This is a genomic window from Runella aurantiaca, from assembly GCF_003339505.1.
Taxonomy (GTDB): Bacteria; Bacteroidota; Bacteroidia; order Cytophagales; family Spirosomataceae; genus Runella; species Runella aurantiaca.
On record NZ_QPIW01000014.1, the window covers coordinates 90587 to 109960 of the forward strand.

At 46.1% G+C, this 19374-nt stretch carries 11 protein-coding genes; 9 read left to right on the forward strand and 2 right to left on the reverse strand.

What is annotated here, in order from left to right:
- Positions 1–113 precede the first annotated feature (113 nt).
- Positions 114–2798, forward strand: coding sequence for a TonB-dependent receptor (locus DVG78_RS17285; RefSeq protein ID WP_114462309.1), 2685 nt, complete (start codon positions 114–116; stop codon positions 2796–2798).
- Between the two features lie 87 nt (positions 2799–2885).
- On the opposite strand, the gene DVG78_RS17290 is transcribed toward DVG78_RS17285, so the two are convergent.
- Positions 2886–3746, reverse strand: coding sequence for a dienelactone hydrolase family protein (locus DVG78_RS17290; protein WP_114462310.1), 861 nt, complete (start codon positions 3744–3746; stop codon positions 2886–2888).
- A gap of 128 nt (positions 3747–3874) precedes the next feature.
- Entirely contained in the window at positions 3875–6337 is a 2463-nt protein-coding gene (gene topA / locus DVG78_RS17295) for a type I DNA topoisomerase (RefSeq protein ID WP_114462311.1), read from the reverse strand.
- A 199-nt stretch (positions 6338–6536) separates the two neighbouring features.
- Between topA and DVG78_RS17300 the strand changes: the two genes are divergently transcribed.
- The 8 genes from DVG78_RS17300 (at position 6537) to DVG78_RS17340 (ending at position 19091) form a co-directional block, all read left to right on the forward strand.
- A complete protein-coding gene (locus DVG78_RS17300) occupies positions 6537–7775 on the forward strand; it encodes a NupC/NupG family nucleoside CNT transporter (RefSeq protein WP_114462312.1) in 1239 nt (412 codons plus the stop codon).
- Positions 7776–7900: 125 nt separating this feature from the next.
- Positions 7901–8689, forward strand: a complete 789-nt coding sequence (locus DVG78_RS17305) for a M48 family metalloprotease (protein WP_114462313.1) — start codon at positions 7901–7903, stop codon at positions 8687–8689.
- Positions 8690–8737: 48 nt separating this feature from the next.
- On the forward strand, positions 8738–10930 hold the full coding sequence (locus DVG78_RS17310; RefSeq protein WP_114462314.1) for a S9 family peptidase: 2193 nt from the start codon (positions 8738–8740) through the stop codon (positions 10928–10930).
- A gap of 220 nt (positions 10931–11150) precedes the next feature.
- On the forward strand, positions 11151–11753 hold the full coding sequence (locus DVG78_RS17315) for a Uma2 family endonuclease (RefSeq protein WP_114462315.1): 603 nt from the start codon (positions 11151–11153) through the stop codon (positions 11751–11753).
- Positions 11754–12154: 401 nt separating this feature from the next.
- Entirely contained in the window at positions 12155–13414 is a 1260-nt protein-coding gene (locus tag DVG78_RS17325; RefSeq protein WP_114462317.1) for an asparagine synthetase B, read from the forward strand.
- Positions 13415–13776: 362 nt separating this feature from the next.
- Entirely contained in the window at positions 13777–15093 is a 1317-nt protein-coding gene (gene ahcY / locus DVG78_RS17330) for an adenosylhomocysteinase (protein ID WP_114065820.1), read from the forward strand.
- 698 nt (positions 15094–15791) lie between these two features.
- The gene (locus tag DVG78_RS17335; protein ID WP_114462318.1) at positions 15792–16622 is read left to right on the forward strand and encodes a polysaccharide biosynthesis/export family protein; all 831 of its coding nucleotides are present in this window, start codon (positions 15792–15794) and stop codon (positions 16620–16622) included.
- A 96-nt stretch (positions 16623–16718) separates the two neighbouring features.
- Positions 16719–19091 (forward strand): GumC family protein, encoded by a 2373-nt coding sequence (locus DVG78_RS17340; protein WP_114462319.1) that lies wholly within the window; start codon positions 16719–16721, stop codon positions 19089–19091.
- Positions 19092–19374 lie beyond the last annotated feature (283 nt).

Genomic DNA, 19374 nt, shown 5'->3' on the forward strand with positions numbered 1-19374 from the left:
TCGTTTAGACCTTACAGTTGGTCGTTTTTATGTGCTTTCTAACACTTTAGGAGTAACATTTGTATACTTAAAATTGTCTTAAGTAGTAGACAAATTACCATAATCAATTTATAATGAAAAAAGTATTTTACATTTTAACAGCCGTTTTAGGTATTACTTTCACTTCTCAGGCGCAGTTTCCCGGAGGCGGGGGCTTTGGTGGGGGTGGTCGCGGTGGTGACCGAGGTCCGGGCGGTATGGGCCAACAACAACAGCAGGCTATGCCTGACCTTCCCAAAGGAAACGGGCGGGTATCAGGAATCATCGTTGATTCTGCTTCTCGTAAGCCAGTTGAATACGCAACCGTTGCCCTTTTTGATATTAAAACTGGTAGACCAGTCGACGGTTCGGTGACAGACCTCAAAGGTGCTTTTTTATTAAAAGGAGTACCCGATGGTGAATTTAAGTTTGTGGCCAGTTTTATTGGTTATAAAAACTTCGAAATCGCCAAATTAACGATTGGGAAAGGTAGTAAAGAACAAAATTTAGGAAATATTAATCTTCCCCCTGATGTGCGTACCTTGGCAGAAGTGACCGTAACAGGAGAAAAAGCCATCATCGAAGATAAAGTGGACCGTTTGGTGTACAACGCCGAAAAAGACATTTCAAACTCAGGAGGTGATGCTGGTGATGTGCTTCGCAAAGTGCCCCTTCTTTCGGTGGATTTGGACGGAAACGTGTCGATGCGCGGTAGTGAAAACATCCGTGTATTGATTAACGGCAAACCTTCTACCATCGTTGCCAATAGCGTGGCCGATGCCTTGAAAATGATTCCATCCGACCAGATTAAAACCGTTGAAGTAATCACTTCACCTTCGGCCAAATACGACGCAGAAGGCTCGGCGGGTATCATAAACATCATTACCAAGAAAAATACCCTTCAGGGCATTACAGGCTCGGTTGATATTGCAGGCGGAAATCGGTCGAGCAATTTATTCGGAAACGTAAACCTGAGAACTAAAAAATTGGGGGTATCCGTCAACGCAGGAGGACGTATGATGTACCCGCCAACAGGTGGCTACATCAATATCAGCCGTCAGTTGGCCAATGGTGACGTAGTCAGAACCCGTCAGGAAAACAATGGCCAGCAATTGGGTGGATTTGGAAATGTGCAGTTGAGTCTCGATTATTCACCTACTGCAAAGGATAATGTGACCCTGAGTGTTCGTAACAGCCGCCGGGCGTTTAACTTAGACAACACACAGCAATCATATAGCTTTTTTGGAACGACCGTTAATCCGACGTTTGCCAATAAGATTGATACCAAAAACATCGGTAACAACCTTGACGTAAACTTGGATTATACCCGTAAATTCGAAAAAGAAAACAAGGAATTTAGCATCCTAGCGCAGTTGAGTCAAAATGCGGGTGACAACAGCTATACCCGTGACCAATACCGTGGCTCTACGGAGGGTGAATTGTTTTACCGTGAAAGCAACCCCAACAAAAGCTTAACGAAAGAGCGCACCTTACAGATTGACTATCAAGATCCAATCAGTAAATATGCCCAGATTGAAACGGGAGCTAAAATGATTTTACGTCATATTGAAAGTGATTTTCGTTTCAATTATGATAGCACAGGTCGGGGCATTTATACGCCTAATCCGCAGAGAACCAATATTTTCAGTTATGACCAAAACGTGTTTGCGGGTTATCTTTCATTCTTGTTTCAAACGACTAACAAGTGGGGGTTCAAACCGGGCTTGCGCTACGAATACACGCAATTGGGGGCTAAATACCAAGATGCACCAGCGGTAGCATTGCCGAACTTCTCCACCTTGGTTCCGAGCATTACGATTTCAAAAAGCCTGAAAGGAAACAAAACGATTCGCTTCAGCTACAACCGTCGGATTCAGCGTCCGTCAATTCAGTTCCTGAACCCCAACGTTTCGCAGAGTGATCCGTTCAACGTTTCTTTCGGAAATCCGAACCTTAATCCTGAGTATACCAACAACTTTGAAGTTAACCTGAGCACATTTATCAAATCAACGACCCTTAATTTCTCGGCTTATACCCGTATGACCGAGGGCTCGATTGAAAGCGTGCGTTACCGTGGTGGACAGGCACTGTTTGATCAATTGACGAGTCAGCAGGGCGTAAATGTTGGAAGTGTGATAGTAAATGATAACACGCTTCTCTCCACTTTCCAAAACATCGGCAGCAACCGTGCGTATGGTTTGAACGTATTTGCGATGGTAAAACCAGTGAAAGGAATGACCATCAACGGAAACATCGACGTACGTTATATCACGCTGAACAGCCCTTCGTTGGGGGTTAAAAACCAAAACTGGACCTATAACCTCTTTGGTCAGATTCAGTACCAGTTAGGCAAGGATTGGAGCGCCCAGATGTATGCTTTTGGTCGGGCACGCGATATTCAGTTGCAAGGTACCCGTGGCGGTTTTATGGGATACAGTGTAAACATCCTGAAAGAGTTTAAAAAGCAGCAAGCGAGCTTAGGTTTTGGTGCTGAGAACTTCTTGCAAAATGCATTCAGCCAACGCAGCAACCTCAACAGTACGACACCCGGAAATATCTTTAGCCAAGAGCAGGTTAACTTGATGTACAACCGTGGTTTCCGTCTTACCTTCCGTAAGCGTTTTGGTAAAATGTCGTTTGACGGTAATTTCTTCCAACGTAAGAAAAGTGTTAACAACGACGATACCAAACAGGGTGGTGATAACTCTGGCGATGGTGGCGGCGGACAGCCAGCTGGTGGTGGTGCCACGGGTGGTGGTCGTCGCGGAGGAAGCAAATAGAATAGCTTTTTTGATATATATCCACACCATAAAAAAAGTCCCTTCCAAGTCATTGGAAGGGCTTTTTGTTTATGGGCTGGGGAGTAATTAACTTCCTAATTCTTTCTTAAAAAGGGCAATGGTTCTTTCCCATGCCAGTTTTGCAACGGCCTCGTTGTAGCGCGTAGGGGCGGAGTCGTTGTTGAAAGCGTGTTGCGCACCTTCGTACACATACAGTTCATACTTGATACCCGCTTTTTTAAGGGCTTCCTCATAGACGGGAATTCCCGCGTTGACGCGCTCATCCAATGCACCATAATGAAGCATCAGTTTTGCTTTGATTTTAGGCACATCGGCGGCATCAGCCTGCCGACCATAATAGGCGACGGCAGCGTTGAGTGAAGGAACGTTTACGGCTAGTTGGTTGGCCATCGCACCACCCCAACAAAAACCTACGCAACCTGTTTTGCCCGTACAGTCTTTGCGAGACTTCAAATAATCAAAGGCTTTTACAAAGTTATTAAGGTTTTTCTTGGCGTCAAGTTGTCCGAAATACGTGCGAATCTGCTCGGCATCGGTGGGTGTGCCACCAAACGGAGAAAGAGCATCGGGGGCAAGGGCAATAAAGCCCGCCAAAGCCACGCGGCGGGTTACATCTTCAATGTGGGGGTTAATGCCCCGATTTTCGTGAATGACCACCACTGCGGGGTAGTTGCCAGGAGCCGCTGGTCGCGCCAAATAGCCTTTCATTTGCGTGCCATCTCCTTCGTAGGTAATGTTTTCGATGGTCAAACGCTCGTCGTTGGGTTTGACGGTGGAGGCGTGTGCGTAATTGACTTCTAACAAAGGAAGCACGGCCATTGCAGCGGCCGTGCTTCCAGTGAGTTGGGTCAATCGCTTGAAAAAGTCGTCCCGTTTGAGGGGCTTGTGTGTATACTCGTCAAAGAGATTAATAATGCGTTGGTCCATGTTTTGTAGGAGTGAGAAGTGAGTAGAAAGCAGTGAAAATAAGTACAATCGGTAAATACATAAAGCAATTTACCACTTATAAACTACTCATGATTACGTTCTCTCTTCTGAACTCTGACTCCTAAAAACTATCCTCCCGCCAGTTTTAAACAATCTTCCAGTGTGAGGGTAGCGGGATCGGTGTCTTTCGGGATTTTGATGTTCCGTTTTCCAACGGCTACGTAAGGGCCGTACGGTCCACGCAATACTTTAACGGTGGTATTTTCGGCAAATTCTCGAATGACTTTGTTGCTTTCTGCTTCCCGTTTTTTCTGAATGATTTCGAGGGCTTCTTCCCGTGTAACGCGTTGCAGGCTCATGCCTTTGGGGAGAGAATAATACTTGTCGTCGTGCTTGATAAACGGCCCGTATTTGCCCATACCCGTGGTGATGGGCTTCTCTTCCAAAAATCCCAGTCCTTCGCCTTCACCGGCCAAGTCGCCGCGTTTGAGGCGGATGGCGGCAATGCACGCCTCGGCTTCGATGGTATAGGGGTCATCGCCTCGGTCGAGTGAGTAAAATTTATCGTCGTGCTTAACGTAAGGCCCGTATTTGCCCACGCCTACCACCATCGGTTTGTCTTCAAAGAAACCTACTTCACGGGGCAGCGAAAACAGTTCAATGGCTTCTTCGAGGGTAATGGTTTCTACGAGTTGGCCTTTTTTCAGATTGGCGTATTGGGGTTTGGCGTCTTCGGTAGCTTCGCCGATTTGGACGTACGGCCCGAATTTGCCAATCTTGGCAAAAATCGGCTTTCCCGATTTCGGGTCGAGTCCTAGCTCACGGGCTTCGGCTCTTTTGAGTACTTTTGAACCTTCTACTTCACCGATTTTCTGGTGAAATCCTTGGTAAAAACCATCAATCATTTGTTGCCACGGGAGTTTTCCTTCGGCAATTTCGTCAAACTCTTTCTCCACGTTGGCCGTAAAAGAGAAATCAACGACGTTGGGAAACAGTTCGACCAAAAAGTCGTTGACTACCATGCCCGTGTTGGTCGGAAATAATTTCGATTTCTCAGCCCCGTAATTTTCTTTTCCAACCGACTCTTTTAGTTGGTTTTGTTTCAGTATCAGCTCTTTAAAGTCGCGTTCGAGCCCTTTTTTATCTTGCTTGACCACGTATTCCCGCTTGATAATGGTCGAGAGGGTTGGTGCATAGGTAGAAGGTCGGCCAATGCCCATTTCTTCCAATTGCTTTACCAAACTTGCTTCCGTGTAGCGGGGTTTGGGGCGCGAAAATTTCTCCGTAGCTTTCAGAAAATCCAAATTCAGAATTTGCCCAATGTTGAGCGGGGGCAACATTCCTTTGGTGTCTTCTTCCTCGTCGTCTTTAGATTCCAAATACACTTTCAAGAACCCGTCAAACTTGATGACTTCACCTTGCGCTACCAATTCTTCGCTGGTGGTTGAAATGGTAATGGTGGCAATGGTGCGTTCCAGCTGCGCATCGGCCATTTGGGAGGCAATAGAGCGTTTCCAGATTAATTCGTACAGGCGTTGCTCATTGCGGTCACTGCTGGCTTTCAATTCCCCAAAGTTGGTCGGGCGGATGGCTTCGTGGGCCTCCTGTGCCGACTCAGATTTGGTTTTGAATACGCGTTTTTGGTGGTATTTTTCGCCGTATTCGCTGTTGATTTGGTCGGTTGCTTTTTGCAATGCCTCCTCCGATAGATTGGTGGAGTCGGTACGCATGTATGAAATCTTACCCGCTTCGTAGAGTTTTTGGGCCACGGTCATCGTTTGTGAGACCGAAAAGCTCAATTTACGCGAAGCTTCCTGTTGTAATGTAGAAGTGGTGAATGGTGGTGCGGGTGATTTTTTACCGGGTTTTACTTCCAGATTTTTGATTTTAAAGGTGGCTCCGATGCATTTCTCCAGAAATGCCCGAGCTTGGGCTTCCGTTTCTAAATTCTTGGGTAGCTCGGCTTCGAGGACTTTTCCACCTTCCAAGATAAACTTGGCAATGACTTTAAAAGAGGATTTGGATTCGTGGGCTTCCACTTCCCGCTCCCGGTCAACAATGAGGCGCACCGCTACGGACTGCACCCGTCCTGCCGACAGCGCGCTGCTGTTGCCTATTTTTATTTTTCGCCATAAAACAGGGGATAATTCATAGCCCACAAGCCGGTCGAGTACGCGTCGAGCCTGTTGGGCATTGACCAAATCCATGTCGATAAGGCGTGGATTTTGGATGGCTTTTTGGAGGGCTGTTTTGGTAATTTCCCGAAAAACAATCCGTTTTGTATCTTTTGGTAAGCCGAGTGCTTCTTTCAAATGCCACGAAATGGCTTCTCCTTCGCGGTCATCGTCAGTCGCTAGCCAAACCTCGTCGGAGGACTTCGCTAACTTCTTTAACTCATTGATAACCTTTGTTTTATCGGCAGAAACTTCGTAGGCGGGTTCGTATCCGTTTTTAACATCTACCCCTAAATCTTTGTCGGGGAGATCGCGAACGTGGCCAAAACTGGATTTGACCGTGAAATCTGCTCCGAGGTATCCTTCGATGGTTTTGGCCTTGGCCGGTGACTCTACTATAACTAAGTTTTTTGACATGGTGGGTGTGTTTAGTCCCAATATTGCCGTCAAATATAGGGGGGAATCTAAGTGGAAACAAAATTGAACGGAGGGTAAATGACTTTATTTTTTGTAAAATGAGGATATAATTACTGAAAAATAAAACGGCATTCCTATCTTTACCCACTTGATTTAACCAAAACTAACCTACACTTTAGAGATATTACTGACACACTTCATGGAACGTTTCACAGGACTTATTGGGATTGTATTAATTTTAGGTATTGCCTACGCGCTCTCCAACAACCGCAAAGCGATTAACTACCGCACCGTTGGTGTAGGACTGGCGCTTCAATTCGGACTTGCGGTTTTTATTCTTAAAACGACCATTGGACAAACAATGTTCGATTGGCTGGGCAAAGGTGTTCAGAAAGTGTTGGGTTTTTCGGATCGTGGCGCTGAGTTTGTGTTTAGTCCCTTGGTAAAACCTTCTGTACTTAATAAAGCTTTTGGGGCAGGCAATGATTTTATCTTTTTCTTCAGCATCGTTCCGACCATTATTTTTGTGGCCGTTCTCGTTAATATTTTGTACCATATTGGTCTCATGCAACGCATTGTGGCGGTGTTGGCCAAGTTGATGAAATGGCTCATGGGCGTCAGCGGTGCCGAAGCCCTGTCAAACGTGGCATCGGCGTTTGTGGGGCAGGTGGAGGCCCAAATCATGATTAAACCCTACCTCAAAGGCATGACCAACTCCGAGCTGCTGGCTTCCATGACTGGAAGTTTTGCCTGTATTGCGGGAGGGGTAATGGCTACCTATATTAAGTTGGGCGTGCCTGCTTCGTACCTGATAGCGGCGAGTTTGATGGCGGCGCCTGGGGCGTTGGTGATTGCTAAAATTGTGTTTCCCGAAACCGAGACTTCCGAAACCAAGGGAGTGGTGAAACTAGAAATCAAAAAAGCGCATGCCAACCTGTTGGATGCCATCGCGGCGGGAGCCAGCGAAGGACTCAAAGTGGGCTTTAACGTGATTGCGATGTTGATTGGATTTATTGCTTTGATTGGATTGGTCGATTTTCTGTTGGGCAAAGCAGGTGGCCTTTTTGCGTTTCCTTCGTTGAGCCTTAACTTTTTGCTCGGAAAAGTTTTCTCGGTATTTGCCTGGGCCATGGGCGTGCCTTCCAAAGATGTGGAAGTAGCAGGGGCCTTGATGGGGACCAAGATGGTAATCAATGAGTTTGTGGCGTACTTGGATTTGGTTCATATCAAAGATACCTTAGATGCCAAAACAATCGCCATTACCAGCTTTGCGTTGTGTGGTTTTGCCAATTTTAGTTCGATTGCCATTCAGGTGGGTGGTATCAGCGAATTGGCTCCGACGCGTCGTTCTGATTTAGCGCGTTTAGGGTTTAAAGCACTTATTTGCGGAACTTTAGCGTCATATATGTCGGCTACCTTGGCGGGGTTGCTTTTGTAATCATTGACTTAGCGGCAAAAAAATACAGAGCGATTAAAATCAGGTACGATTTTTTATTGCTTATCGAATTCGAATATATGCCTTTATAACAAAGGCTTCTCTATTCAACTTTAAACTTTAACACAATGGGACGTTCTCGTATTGGTGGAAGGCTACTGATTGGACTAATCATGGCCGTGGTTGCATTGTTTGGCTACTTCAATAAGTCGCAGGTGAATCCAATCACTGGCAAAACGCAGCGGGTAAGCCTTACCCCTCAGGAAGAAATTACGCTGGGTCTTCAAAGTGCGCCTCAAATGGCCGCCGAATTTGGAGGGCTGTATCAGGACGAACAGGTACAGGCGCTGGTCAAGAAAGTGGGGCAGGGCATTGTGCAGAATACCGAAGTAAAAGACGGCCCGTACCAATTTGATTTTCATGTGCTGGCCGATCCCGAAACGGTCAACGCGTTTGCGGTGCCAGGAGGACAGATTTTCATTACGATGGGCCTGCTGAAGCGCCTCAAAACCGAAGACCAACTGGCAGGAGTACTCGGCCACGAAATCGGACACGTGGTAGGCCGACATTCTGCGCAGCAAATGGCCAAGCAAGAGCTGGTAGGTGGTTTAGCAGGGGCGGCATCGGTGGCTTTATCCGACCCCAACTCTCCCAATGGCAGTGCCTACATTGCGCAATATGTAGCTAATTTGATGAACCTGAAATACGGGCGTGACGATGAGCTTGAATCGGATGATTTTGGCGTAAAATACATGATACAAACGGGCCGAAACCCAGAAGCCATGGTGGAGGTGATGGAAATTTTGGCCGCCGCTGGTGGTCCGAATCGCCCCGCTGAATTTCAAAGTACCCACCCAAGCCCCGAAAACCGCGTGGCCAAGATAAAAGCAGCCATGGCTAAATACCGTAATCCGTAAAACCAATCCTTACCTGTTTAAAATCAACAAATTAATATACCTATTGGAATGAAACGCATCCATTTCTTACTCCTTTTCCTTCTTGTACAACTTTCGCTTCAGGCCCAATTCAACCGGGGTGTTCAATGGACCGAAGACGGCAACGGTTATCGCCGTATTGAAAACAAGGAAATTATTCAGTATTCTCTGCCTGATTTGCAAAAAACGGTTTTGATTTCCGCCAAGCAGTTAACCCCTGCGGGGAAAAGCGAACCCTTGACCGTTCGGAGCTACGAGTTTTCGGAAGATGGTCGTAAGGCATTGATTTACACCAATACCGCCCGCGTGTGGCGTTACGATACCCGGGGCGATTACTGGGTGTTGGATTTGGACAAAAACACCCTGACCCAAGTGGGAAAAGGACGTCCCGTTTCTTCTTTGATGTTTGCCAAATTCTCGCCCGACGGCAAGAAGGTAGCTTACGTGAGCGAACGGAATATTTTTGCCGAAGACCTCGCAACGGGGAAAATTACCCCGCTCACCAAGGATGGTACTACGCGCCTTATCAATGGAACCTTTGACTGGGTGTACGAAGAAGAATTTGACTGCCGCGATGGTTTTCGTTGGAGTCCAGACAGCCGAAATATTGCCTATTGGCAGATTGATGCTACCAAGATTCGTAATTTTTTGATGATTAATAATACGGATTCTACCTACGCTTTCAATGTGCCCGTAGAATATCCGAAAGTAGGAGAGCGTCCCTCTCCGTATAAAATTGGCGTGGTGAGTGCGAGCGGTGGCGCTACCAAGTGGATGAGCACCCCCGGCGATCCCGGCAATACGTACATTCCGCGCATGGAATGGGCTAGCGCCAACGAACTGGTATTGGAACAGCTCAACCGGAAACAAAATCAAGCCAAATGCCTCTATGCCGACGTGAAAACGGGCCGCACCACCGAGTTTTATACCGACAGCGACGATGCTTGGGTCGAAACCAAAAGTAGCTACTCATGGGCAGACAGTCCCGCAGGTTGGGATTGGCTAAACGGCGGGAAAGAATTTTTGTGGATGAGTGAAAAAGACGGCTGGCGTCACCTCTACCGCGTTTCGCGCGATGGTAAAACGGAAAAATGCCTGACGGTGGGTGATTACGATGTGATTGGAATTGTGCGAATTGATGAGAAAAACAATTATGCGTATTTCATGGCGTCGCCTGATAACGCTACCCAAACTTACCTGTTTCGGGCTAAATTGGACGGGAGTGGGAAAGCAGAACGGATGTCACCAGTAAGTCAGGTGGGGTCTCATCGCTACGATATTTCGCCCAATGGCGCGTGGGCGTCTCATTCTTTCTCCAATGCCAACACGGCTCCCATGAACGAGTGGTTGCGCCTTCCCGACCACAAAGCCTTGAAGGAGAGTGATGATATTACGGCAAAATTGGCCGCTCAAACGTCGGCTAAGAAAAAAGTGGAATTCTTTCGGGTAAAAACGGAGGATGGCACCGAGTTGGACGGATGGATGGTGAAGCCAGATAATTTTGACCCTGCCAAAAAATACCCCATTGTATTTTCTGTGTACGGCGAGCCCGCCAGCTCTACTGTCATGGATCGGTGGGGTACGGGCCGCAATGGTCTTTACATCGGCGACATGGCCAAAGATGGCTACATTTATGCTTCCGTCGACAACCGTGGTACGCCTTCTCCGAAGGGACGGGCTTGGCGTAAAGCAATTTACCGTAAAATTGGCAACGTCAACATTCGCGATTTGGCGATGGGTGCCAAAACCCTATTTGCGCAAAATGCCTTCATTGATACCAGCCGCGTAGCGGTGCATGGTTGGAGTGGGGGAGGTTCTTCTACCCTCAACTTGTTGTTTCAATACCCTGACCTGTTCAAAACGGGCATTGCTGTAGCAGCGGTGGCCGATCAATTGAGTTACGACAACATTTATCAGGAACGGTACATGGGGATTCCGCAGGAAAATCGGGAGGATTTTGTTAGTGGGTCGCCCCTCAGCCATGCAAAGAACCTGCGCGCTAGCCAAAATCTTTTATATATTCACGGTACGGGCGATGACAACGTGCATTATCAGAATGCCGAAAAGCTGGTCAATGAGTTGATAAAGTACAACAAACAGTTCCAATTTATGGCCTATCCTAACCGTTCGCATGGTATTTACGAAGGTGAGGGGACTTCTCGCCACTTGAATACACTTTTTACTAAATTTTTAAAAGAGCATTGCCCACCCGGCGCAAAGTAGAGCGTTGGAGGAGGGTGTTTTCGGTTTCTAGATTGTGTTTTCGGTTTCTCAAAACCGAAAATTCACGGATTTGTGTGTTTGTAGCCTGATGTTTGGAGGTTCTCAACCCCAAACATCAGGTTTGAGAACCTGACTTCACTTCATAGTGCTTTGGGTTTCTTAAAACCGAAAGAGGCTTCAGGATTTTTTGTAATTTTACGGTAAGAAATCACAAAGTAATATGGGACAGCCCGAATATCAGCAGCGTTTAAGTATTGAAGAGTACCTAGCGTTGGAAAAGGAAACTGATACAAAATATGAATACCACGATGGCGAGGTGTATGCAATGGCTGGTGGAACCCCTACGCATAGTCTGATTGCCAATAATGCAGGACGTAGCTTAGGAAACGCGCTTTTAGGTAAACGTTGTTACACTTATAACAGTGATTTGCGCGTGGCCACGTCACGCAATAAATATGTGTACCCAGATGTGTCTGTGGTGTGCGGGAGGGTTTCTTTTTTTGAGGAACTTAAAAATGCCGCCAATAATCCCGTGTTGATTGTTGAGGTACTGTCGGAAGAAACCAGGGCCTACGACCGTGGGGGTAAATTTATGCGTTATCGCATGATGGAGTCCTTTCGGGAATATGTCTTGATTGACCAAAGTTTGCCCTTTGTGGAAGTATTCTACAAAAATGAATTGAATACGTGGGAATACCGCGCTTATACAGACTTAGAAGGTATGATTCCGCTGCATTCATTGGACATTGAAATTCCAATGGCTGATATTTACATTGGCGTTGAGTTTCTGCCTTTTGACCCTGAAAACTTGCAATTATTATAGCTTTGCCCTTTTGGCGGTGTTATCCGCGCCAATTTAGCTTCTTCTTTCCCCTTTTTGGGTAGTTGTCTCCGTGTCTGTTTTCTTCTTTGCCCGCTACACGTTGTGACAGGGAGCTCTCGTGAGCATCTCTACGGTCTATTTGCTTCACTGCCAGCGTTTTTACCTTTTTGTCATTCTGCCATTTTAAATTAATTTTTAGAAAAAGTATAATCCTTTTCTTCCTTGAAAAAATAAAATTTTCTGCTATTTTTGTTAAGGAAATTTCAGGTACTGAGGCGGCATAAATGCACACCGTTGTTCCTGCTCAGTATACTGTTTCCGTAAGGCCCAATTCCCGTTAACCATTTCGTTTACAGTCCCCACACGACCAGTCCACAAACCTGTTAACTCTCACGGACGATATGAAAACTTGGTATCTGTTCTTTTTGCTTCTGGCAGCGGCCACCAAAAGCCTCGCCAACGCGGTCCTTATTCCGATGGACGATAAGCAATCCAACCACCTGAAAGCGTACGGCGTTGCGTATTGGGTATTGAAAGAAGATTTAGAGGTGGATTGGTTGCTCAATTACCGGGGCGGTAGTTTTTTGATTAAATATTCCTCGGCGGTGGAAAAAGAGTGCCGTTTGCGAGGGGTATCGTATGAGGTCATCTCCGACGCCACGGTCAATTCGATGATGAGCCAAATCACCAGTCCCGACGTAAACATGGATGCCGTGAAGCTCCACAAGGCCGCCAAAATCGTCGTGTATAGCCCCATCAAAGTCGGTCGCGCCTCGTTTGAAGATACCGATGCTGTTTTGCTGGTGCTCAAATACGCCGAAATCCCCTTTGAGATTGTGTACGATGAGGAAATTATGAAAGGGGATTTGGCCAAATACGATTGGCTGCACCTCCACCACGAAGATTTTACGGGACAATTTGGCCGCAATCGCCGTCGGATGAGCCTTGAAGATTTGCAGGCGCAGGAAAATATCGCTAAAAAATTCGGGTATAAGAAAGTGTCCCAGCTCAAGCTCGACGTAGCCCGCACCATCAAGGGCTTTTGTGCGGGCGGCGGGTATTTGTTTGCCATGTGCTCTGGGGCGGAGTCGCTGGACGTGGCCCTAGCGGCTGAAGGTGTTGACATTGTACCGTCCATTTTTGACGGGGATGGCATCGACCCCAACGCGCAATCTAAACTGGATTTTAGCAAGACGTTGGCCTTTGAAGATTTTAAATTGGAACTTGGTGACGACGAGTATCGCGGAGGAATGTCATTTTCTAGTATTAATTCTTCTTCTGGTCAAGGATGGAACGACGAAAGCAATAGCTTTTTTTCATTGTTTGATTTTTCGGCCAAATGGGATGTGATTCCTGCCATGCTCGTCCAAAACCACGAAACACTGATTCGAGAGTTTATGGGACAAACGACCGCCTTCAACAAAAAAACCGTTAAGTCGAGTGCGTTGGTGATGGGGCAAAGTAAATCCTCCGACCGCTACATTTACGGCGAGTTAGGCCGAGGACAGTTTACTTTCTACGGCGGCCACGACCCCGAAGGGCAGCGGGGTTTTCACCGGATGCCCACCGACCTCAACCTGCACCCGCACTCTCCAGGGTATCGGCTTATTCTGAACAACGTACTTTTCCCTTCGGCAAAGAAAAAGAAACGAAAAACGTAGAAGAACCATCATGCTGCCGTTGGTGGAGTTTTCTCCACCAACCCTTTCTCCTTTGATGAATTGTTGGTGAAAAAACACCAACCATGGCAAAACTGCATGTTGATATTTTATTTTGCCTGAAATAGATAAAATATCTTTCTGGTTTTTGTATTCTCCACTAAATATCTAATTAATGGGGGCTTTTAGGGGTAATTATGCCAAAAAATATCTTTTTTTAGAATTCCCCCCTGTTTTATCTACTCCCAAAGTAGCATTCACATTCATTTATCGGTTAATTTTGTGGGGTTTTTATCTGAATCCCAAGATAAGAAGTCGGAAATCAGCAGTAAGAAATCGAAAATTAGAAATCCCAAATAAATCACATGTCAACAGCAACTGGAACGTACGTACCGTACAAAGTAAAAGACATTACCTTGGCCGATTGGGGCCGGAAAGAAATTCGTTTGGCCGAGGCCGAAATGCCCGGCTTGATGGCTCTTCGTGTTGAATATGGCGAATCAAAGCCGTTGAAAGGTGCACGCATCGCTGGATGTTTGCACATGACCATCCAAACGGCCGTTTTGATTGAAACCCTCACGGCTTTGGGTGCGGAAGTAACCTGGTCGTCGTGTAATATCTTCTCTACCCAAGATCACGCCGCCGCTGCTATCGCCGCCGCTGGCATTTCGGTCTACGCGTGGAAAGGCATGACCGCCGAAGAATTTGACTGGTGTATCGAACAAACCTTGTTCTTTGGCGAAGAGCGCCATCCCCTCACCATGATTTTGGACGACGGTGGTGACTTGACCAACATGGTGTTTGACAACTATCCTGAATTGATTGCGGGAATCGGCGGTTTGTCGGAAGAAACAACCACGGGCGTTCACCGTTTGTACGAGCGTATGAAAAACGGCACCTTGTATTTGCCAGCCATCAACGTGAACGACTCGGTGACAAAATCGAAATTCGACAACAAATACGGTTGCAAAGAGTCATTGGTAGACGCTATCCGTCGCGCAACTGACTTGATGTTGGCGGGTAAAGTAGCCGTCGTGGCGGGTTACGGTGACGTAGGTAAAGGCTCGGCGGAATCGCTTCGCGGGGCAGGTTGCCGCGTATTGGTGACCGAAATTGACCCAATCTGCGCATTGCAGGCGGCAATGGACGGATTTGAGGTTGTAACAATGGACGAAGCCGCTCCGCGCGCCAACATCTTTGTAACGGCTACGGGTAACATCAATATCATCAAGCCGCGCCACTTCAAAACCATGCGCGACAAAGCCGTGGTGTGTAACATCGGCCACTTCGACAACGAAATCGACATGGCGTGGTTGAATGCCAACTACGGACAGACCAAGATTCAAATCAAACCGCAGGTGGATTTGTACGAAATCGACGGCAAAGAAATCATTGTGTTGGCCGAAGGTCGTTTGGTGAACCTAGGTTGCGCCATGGGCCACCCGTCGTTTGTGATGTCAAACTCATTCTGTAACCAAACCTTGGCGCAGATTGAATTGTACACCAACCCCGGTAAATACGACAAGCAAGTATACATCTTACCAAAACACTTGGACGAAAAAGTGGCGAAACTCCACTTGGGACACATCGGTGCTCATCTCGAAACATTGGACGAAGAGCAGGCGTCTTACATCGGGGTAACTGTGGAAGGACCGTTCAAGTCTGATTTGTATCGTTACTAGGAGTTATCATTTTTCTTCTTTTGGGTGTCGGTTCTTTTGAGCCGACACCTTTTTTTTGGCTAATATCGACTTTCATTTTCACGCAGACGTGGGGAGGAGCAAAGGTGCTAAAGGGTGACTCATGCCGATTTTGCTTCAAATTTTCAAAAAGATACCATTCGGATTAGTAAATAAATTGTGTTTCCAGAAAACCCCTTCAATAGAAGCACTGGGGCTGATTTTGCTTTACTTTTTGGGATATTCAATATGCGCATTTGGGGAGTGTTTGACCTTCATTCGGTAAATTTTTTAAATATTTTTACCATTGTTGCTTGACATAAGCGTATATTTGTCCATATTTGTTTTTTACTATTAAGTACTTCCACTCTTGTTATGGTAAAATTAAACGTTATGAAAAGTATTTCTAGTCCTTTCACACTCGCTCTTTCTAGCAAAGGCGACTTCCCTACTTCTTTCGTTAAACTCATTCATTTGTTCTTTACGGGTATTTTAAAACGTTCTTTCGCAAAATCGAAAGAAAACAAGCTAAAATTAGCTCTTTAGGGCTATTCATGCTTTTTTTTATCCGTTCTGTTTTCAATCAGGTAGCCCAATAGTTTCTAGGGGCTGAACAAAGTATTCCGTGCATTTTGGTGCAGGGTTGTTACTTAGTTTCATAAGATTGTTATGAAAATTTATTGAAATAATACAAACTATACATGCGTAAATTTTTTAAAATACTGGGCGGTTGGAGCATTTGCCTTGGTATAATCAGCTCAACGTTTTTTACTTCCTGTGTGACCGTAGATACGCGCAAGATTACCTATTTCCAAAGCGCAGATACACTGCCTTATCAGGTACTTCCGCCCATTACACCGCAGGTAACCCGCATTCAGCCAGATGATATCCTCGCCGTGACTGTAAGTAGTTTGAGCGAAGAATCCAACGTAGTGTTTAATTTCCCCAACATCAACGCGCTCAATACGACGGTATACCCTGGAGTAATAGGAGGTGGGCAAACAGGACGGCAACCTTTAGGCTACTTGGTGGACTCGACGGGACAAATTGAAATGCCATTGGTGGGAAAAATTAAGGTTACTGGTTTGAATCTTGCTCAAGCAGGGGATAGTATCAAGGTAAGATTACTCAATTATTTAAAGGAACCTACGGTAAATGTGCGCTACCTGAACCATAAGTTTACAGTTATCGGTGAAGTTAATCGTCCATCAGTTATAAGCCTTCTTGACGACCACACTTCCTTGCCAGAGGCGCTTGGTATGGTAGGAGATTTAACCATTTATGGTATGCGTAAAAACGTCATGTTGATTAGGACTGAAAAAGATAAGCGCGAAGTAGTACGCATCGACCTGACCTCGCGTGACTTTTTTAACTCGCCCTACTACTACCTGCGCAACAACGACGTGATTTACGTGGATGTAGACAAAGGCAAAGTGACATTTACCGACCAACGCGTACAACGCCTGCAAATGGTCCCCATTTTCACGGGCATTGCTACCACGATTGTGGTGATTTTGAACTTGTTGAAATAGAATAAAGTACGGAAACCAGTGAAGGTTACTAACTGGGATACTCCGAAGCCATGAGCTCATAACAGCAATCGAATACTCAACGAAAAAGAAATAAAAATGACGAATAACGAATCGAAGTTTTGGGAAGAACCGGAGGAAGAATTTAACCTGAAGTTGGTTATCGGCAAATACCTTCGTTACTGGTACTGGTTTGTGCTCTCGGTGGCGCTTGCGGTGCTTGGGGCCTTTTTCTACCTGCGTTATGCCACGCCCATTTACAGCAGCAGCGCGGTTTTGCTCATCAAAGATGAAAAGAAAGGTGGCGTAGGGGGCATGGAGGCGCTGAAAGATTTGGAACTTTTCTCGGGTAACAAACTCGTGGAAAACGAAGTGGAAGTCTTAAAATCACGGGCGTTGTTGGAACGGGTCGTGACCGACCTCAACTTGATGGTTTCTTATTTTGAAAAAGGGGACATTCGTCCGACGGTTGAAATCTTCGGAACCTCTCCGATTTGGGTACAGGCGGGAGAACTTACCGAGGCCGCCTACAAAGATCCGCTCTGGATCAAGGTCATCAACCACAATCAATTTGAATTACAGGACGAAGGCGGGGCGACCAAAGGACAGTATACCTTTAGCCAAAATGTAAAAAGTGAATTTGGACAGTTTCGGGTCTATTTGGTAGACTCTCTGTACCGTAAAGACAACGACCTGATTCAGATTCGTTTTGCCCACAAAGAATCCCTGATTCAGAAATACCAAACTTTGTTGCAGGTGGAACTGCTCAACCAAAAAAGCACCGTGCTTAAATTGAGCATTGAAGATGCGCTGCCCAGTAAAGGACGGGCCATCTTAGCCAAGCTACTGGACGCGTACACCTATTCGGCCCTGACCGACAAAAACCGCGAGGCCACCAATACCATGACCTTCATCGACGACCGTCTGCGGCTCATTACGGGGGAATTGGGCGACGTAGAAAAAGACGTAGAAGTCTATAAAAGTAGTCAGGGAATCACCGATTTGAGCGCAGAAGCCAACCTGTTTTTGGAGAAAGTAAAAGAAAACGACGGCAAACTCAACGAAGTAGACATTCAGTTGAAAATTCTTGAGGGAGTGGATGCCTACCTAAAAAGCAGCCAATTGGGGATTGCGCCCGCTACGCTGATGGTAACCGACCCCGTACTTACGGGCTTGCTCTCCAAACTAAATGAGCTCGATAACCAACGCGAAAAATACGCCCGCACCACGCAAGCCAGCAACCCCCTGTTGGAAACGGTAACGACCCAAATTGCCAACACCAAAGCCGCCATTCGGGAAAACATCATGAACCAAAAGCAGGGATTGATCATTACCCGCAATAGCCTGCAAAACCTGAATACGCGTTTTGAGTCGTCTATCCGCACCATTCCGCGCAAGGAACGGGAGTTTGTAAACATTAAGCGTCAGCAAGGAATCAAAGAAAGCTTGTACCTGCTTTTGTTGGAAAAACGCGAAGAAACCGCCATTTCCTACGCCTCTACGGTAACTGATAGCCGGGTGGTGGATGAACCTTACAGCACGCCATCGCCCGTGAAACCCAAAGGAAACATTGTGTACCTGATTGCGTTGTTGGCAGGATTGGGGATTCCGTTTGCGTTTATCAACGTGCGCAGTATGCTCAACGACAAGATTGAGTCACGCATTGAAATTGAAGACAAGGTAAAGGGAATTCCGATTTTGGGAGAAGTGGCCCAAAAGCCCAAAAACGTGGAGGGACCTTTGTTGGATACCAACAGCCGCAATATCATCATCGAGCAGTTTCGTACCCTACGCACGAACCTGAGCTATTTGTTAAAGACCGAAAAAGCAACCAAGAAAATCTTGATTACCTCCACCATATCGGGGGAAGGGAAAAGCTTTGTGGCGCTTAATCTGGCGTCAAGTTTGGCGAAAGCGGGGCACAAAGTGGTCTTGGTCAGCGCCGATATTCGTAAACCCAAATTGCACGAATACTTGGCCATGAACAATGAAGTGGGTTTGGTCAATTACCTCATTGGCAAAAAGAAGGTGGATGATGTAAGTTTTGACACAAAAATTGAAAACCTCACCTTCATTCCGAGTGGTCCCATTCCTCCTAATCCCGCTGAATTGATTGGTAGTTCAAAAATGGCCGATTTGATGTTGGAACTAGAAAGCCGTTATGAATACATCTTTATTGACTGCTCGCCCAACGGCTTGGTTACCGATGCCTTACTGATTGCCCCTCTGGTGGACGCGACCCTTTACATCATTCGCCACGAAAAAACGCCTAAATTTGCCTTGGGGCCTTTGGCCATTCTCTACCGCGAGCAAAAGATGCCTTCCATGGCCATCATTTACAACGGTGTCAAAGGTTCAGGTGGTTATGGGTACGGTTATGGTTATGGGTACGGTTATGGTTATGGGTACGGACAGGGTTACTACGGAGATACCCCCAAGCCCCTCTGGAAACGGGTGTTGAACAAAGCTTGATTTTTCTCACGCAAAGAAGCAAATTAAACTTATGCCAAATAAAACCTTTGCTCCTTAGTGCCTTTGCGTGAATAAACTTGTAGGAATATTAAAATAGTACAACTCTATCTTTTATCCGTTAAGTATACCAAAAAGAAAGTAAATAATTTGTAATTTTTTTAGATAAGTGTTTGTCATTATTACTTTTTTTTGTACTTTAGTGGAAGATAAGCGAGAAAAAAGCTAAAAAAAATACAAAAATTATAGTAATCTCTTTGGTTTTAGGATTATTTTAAGTTTTTGT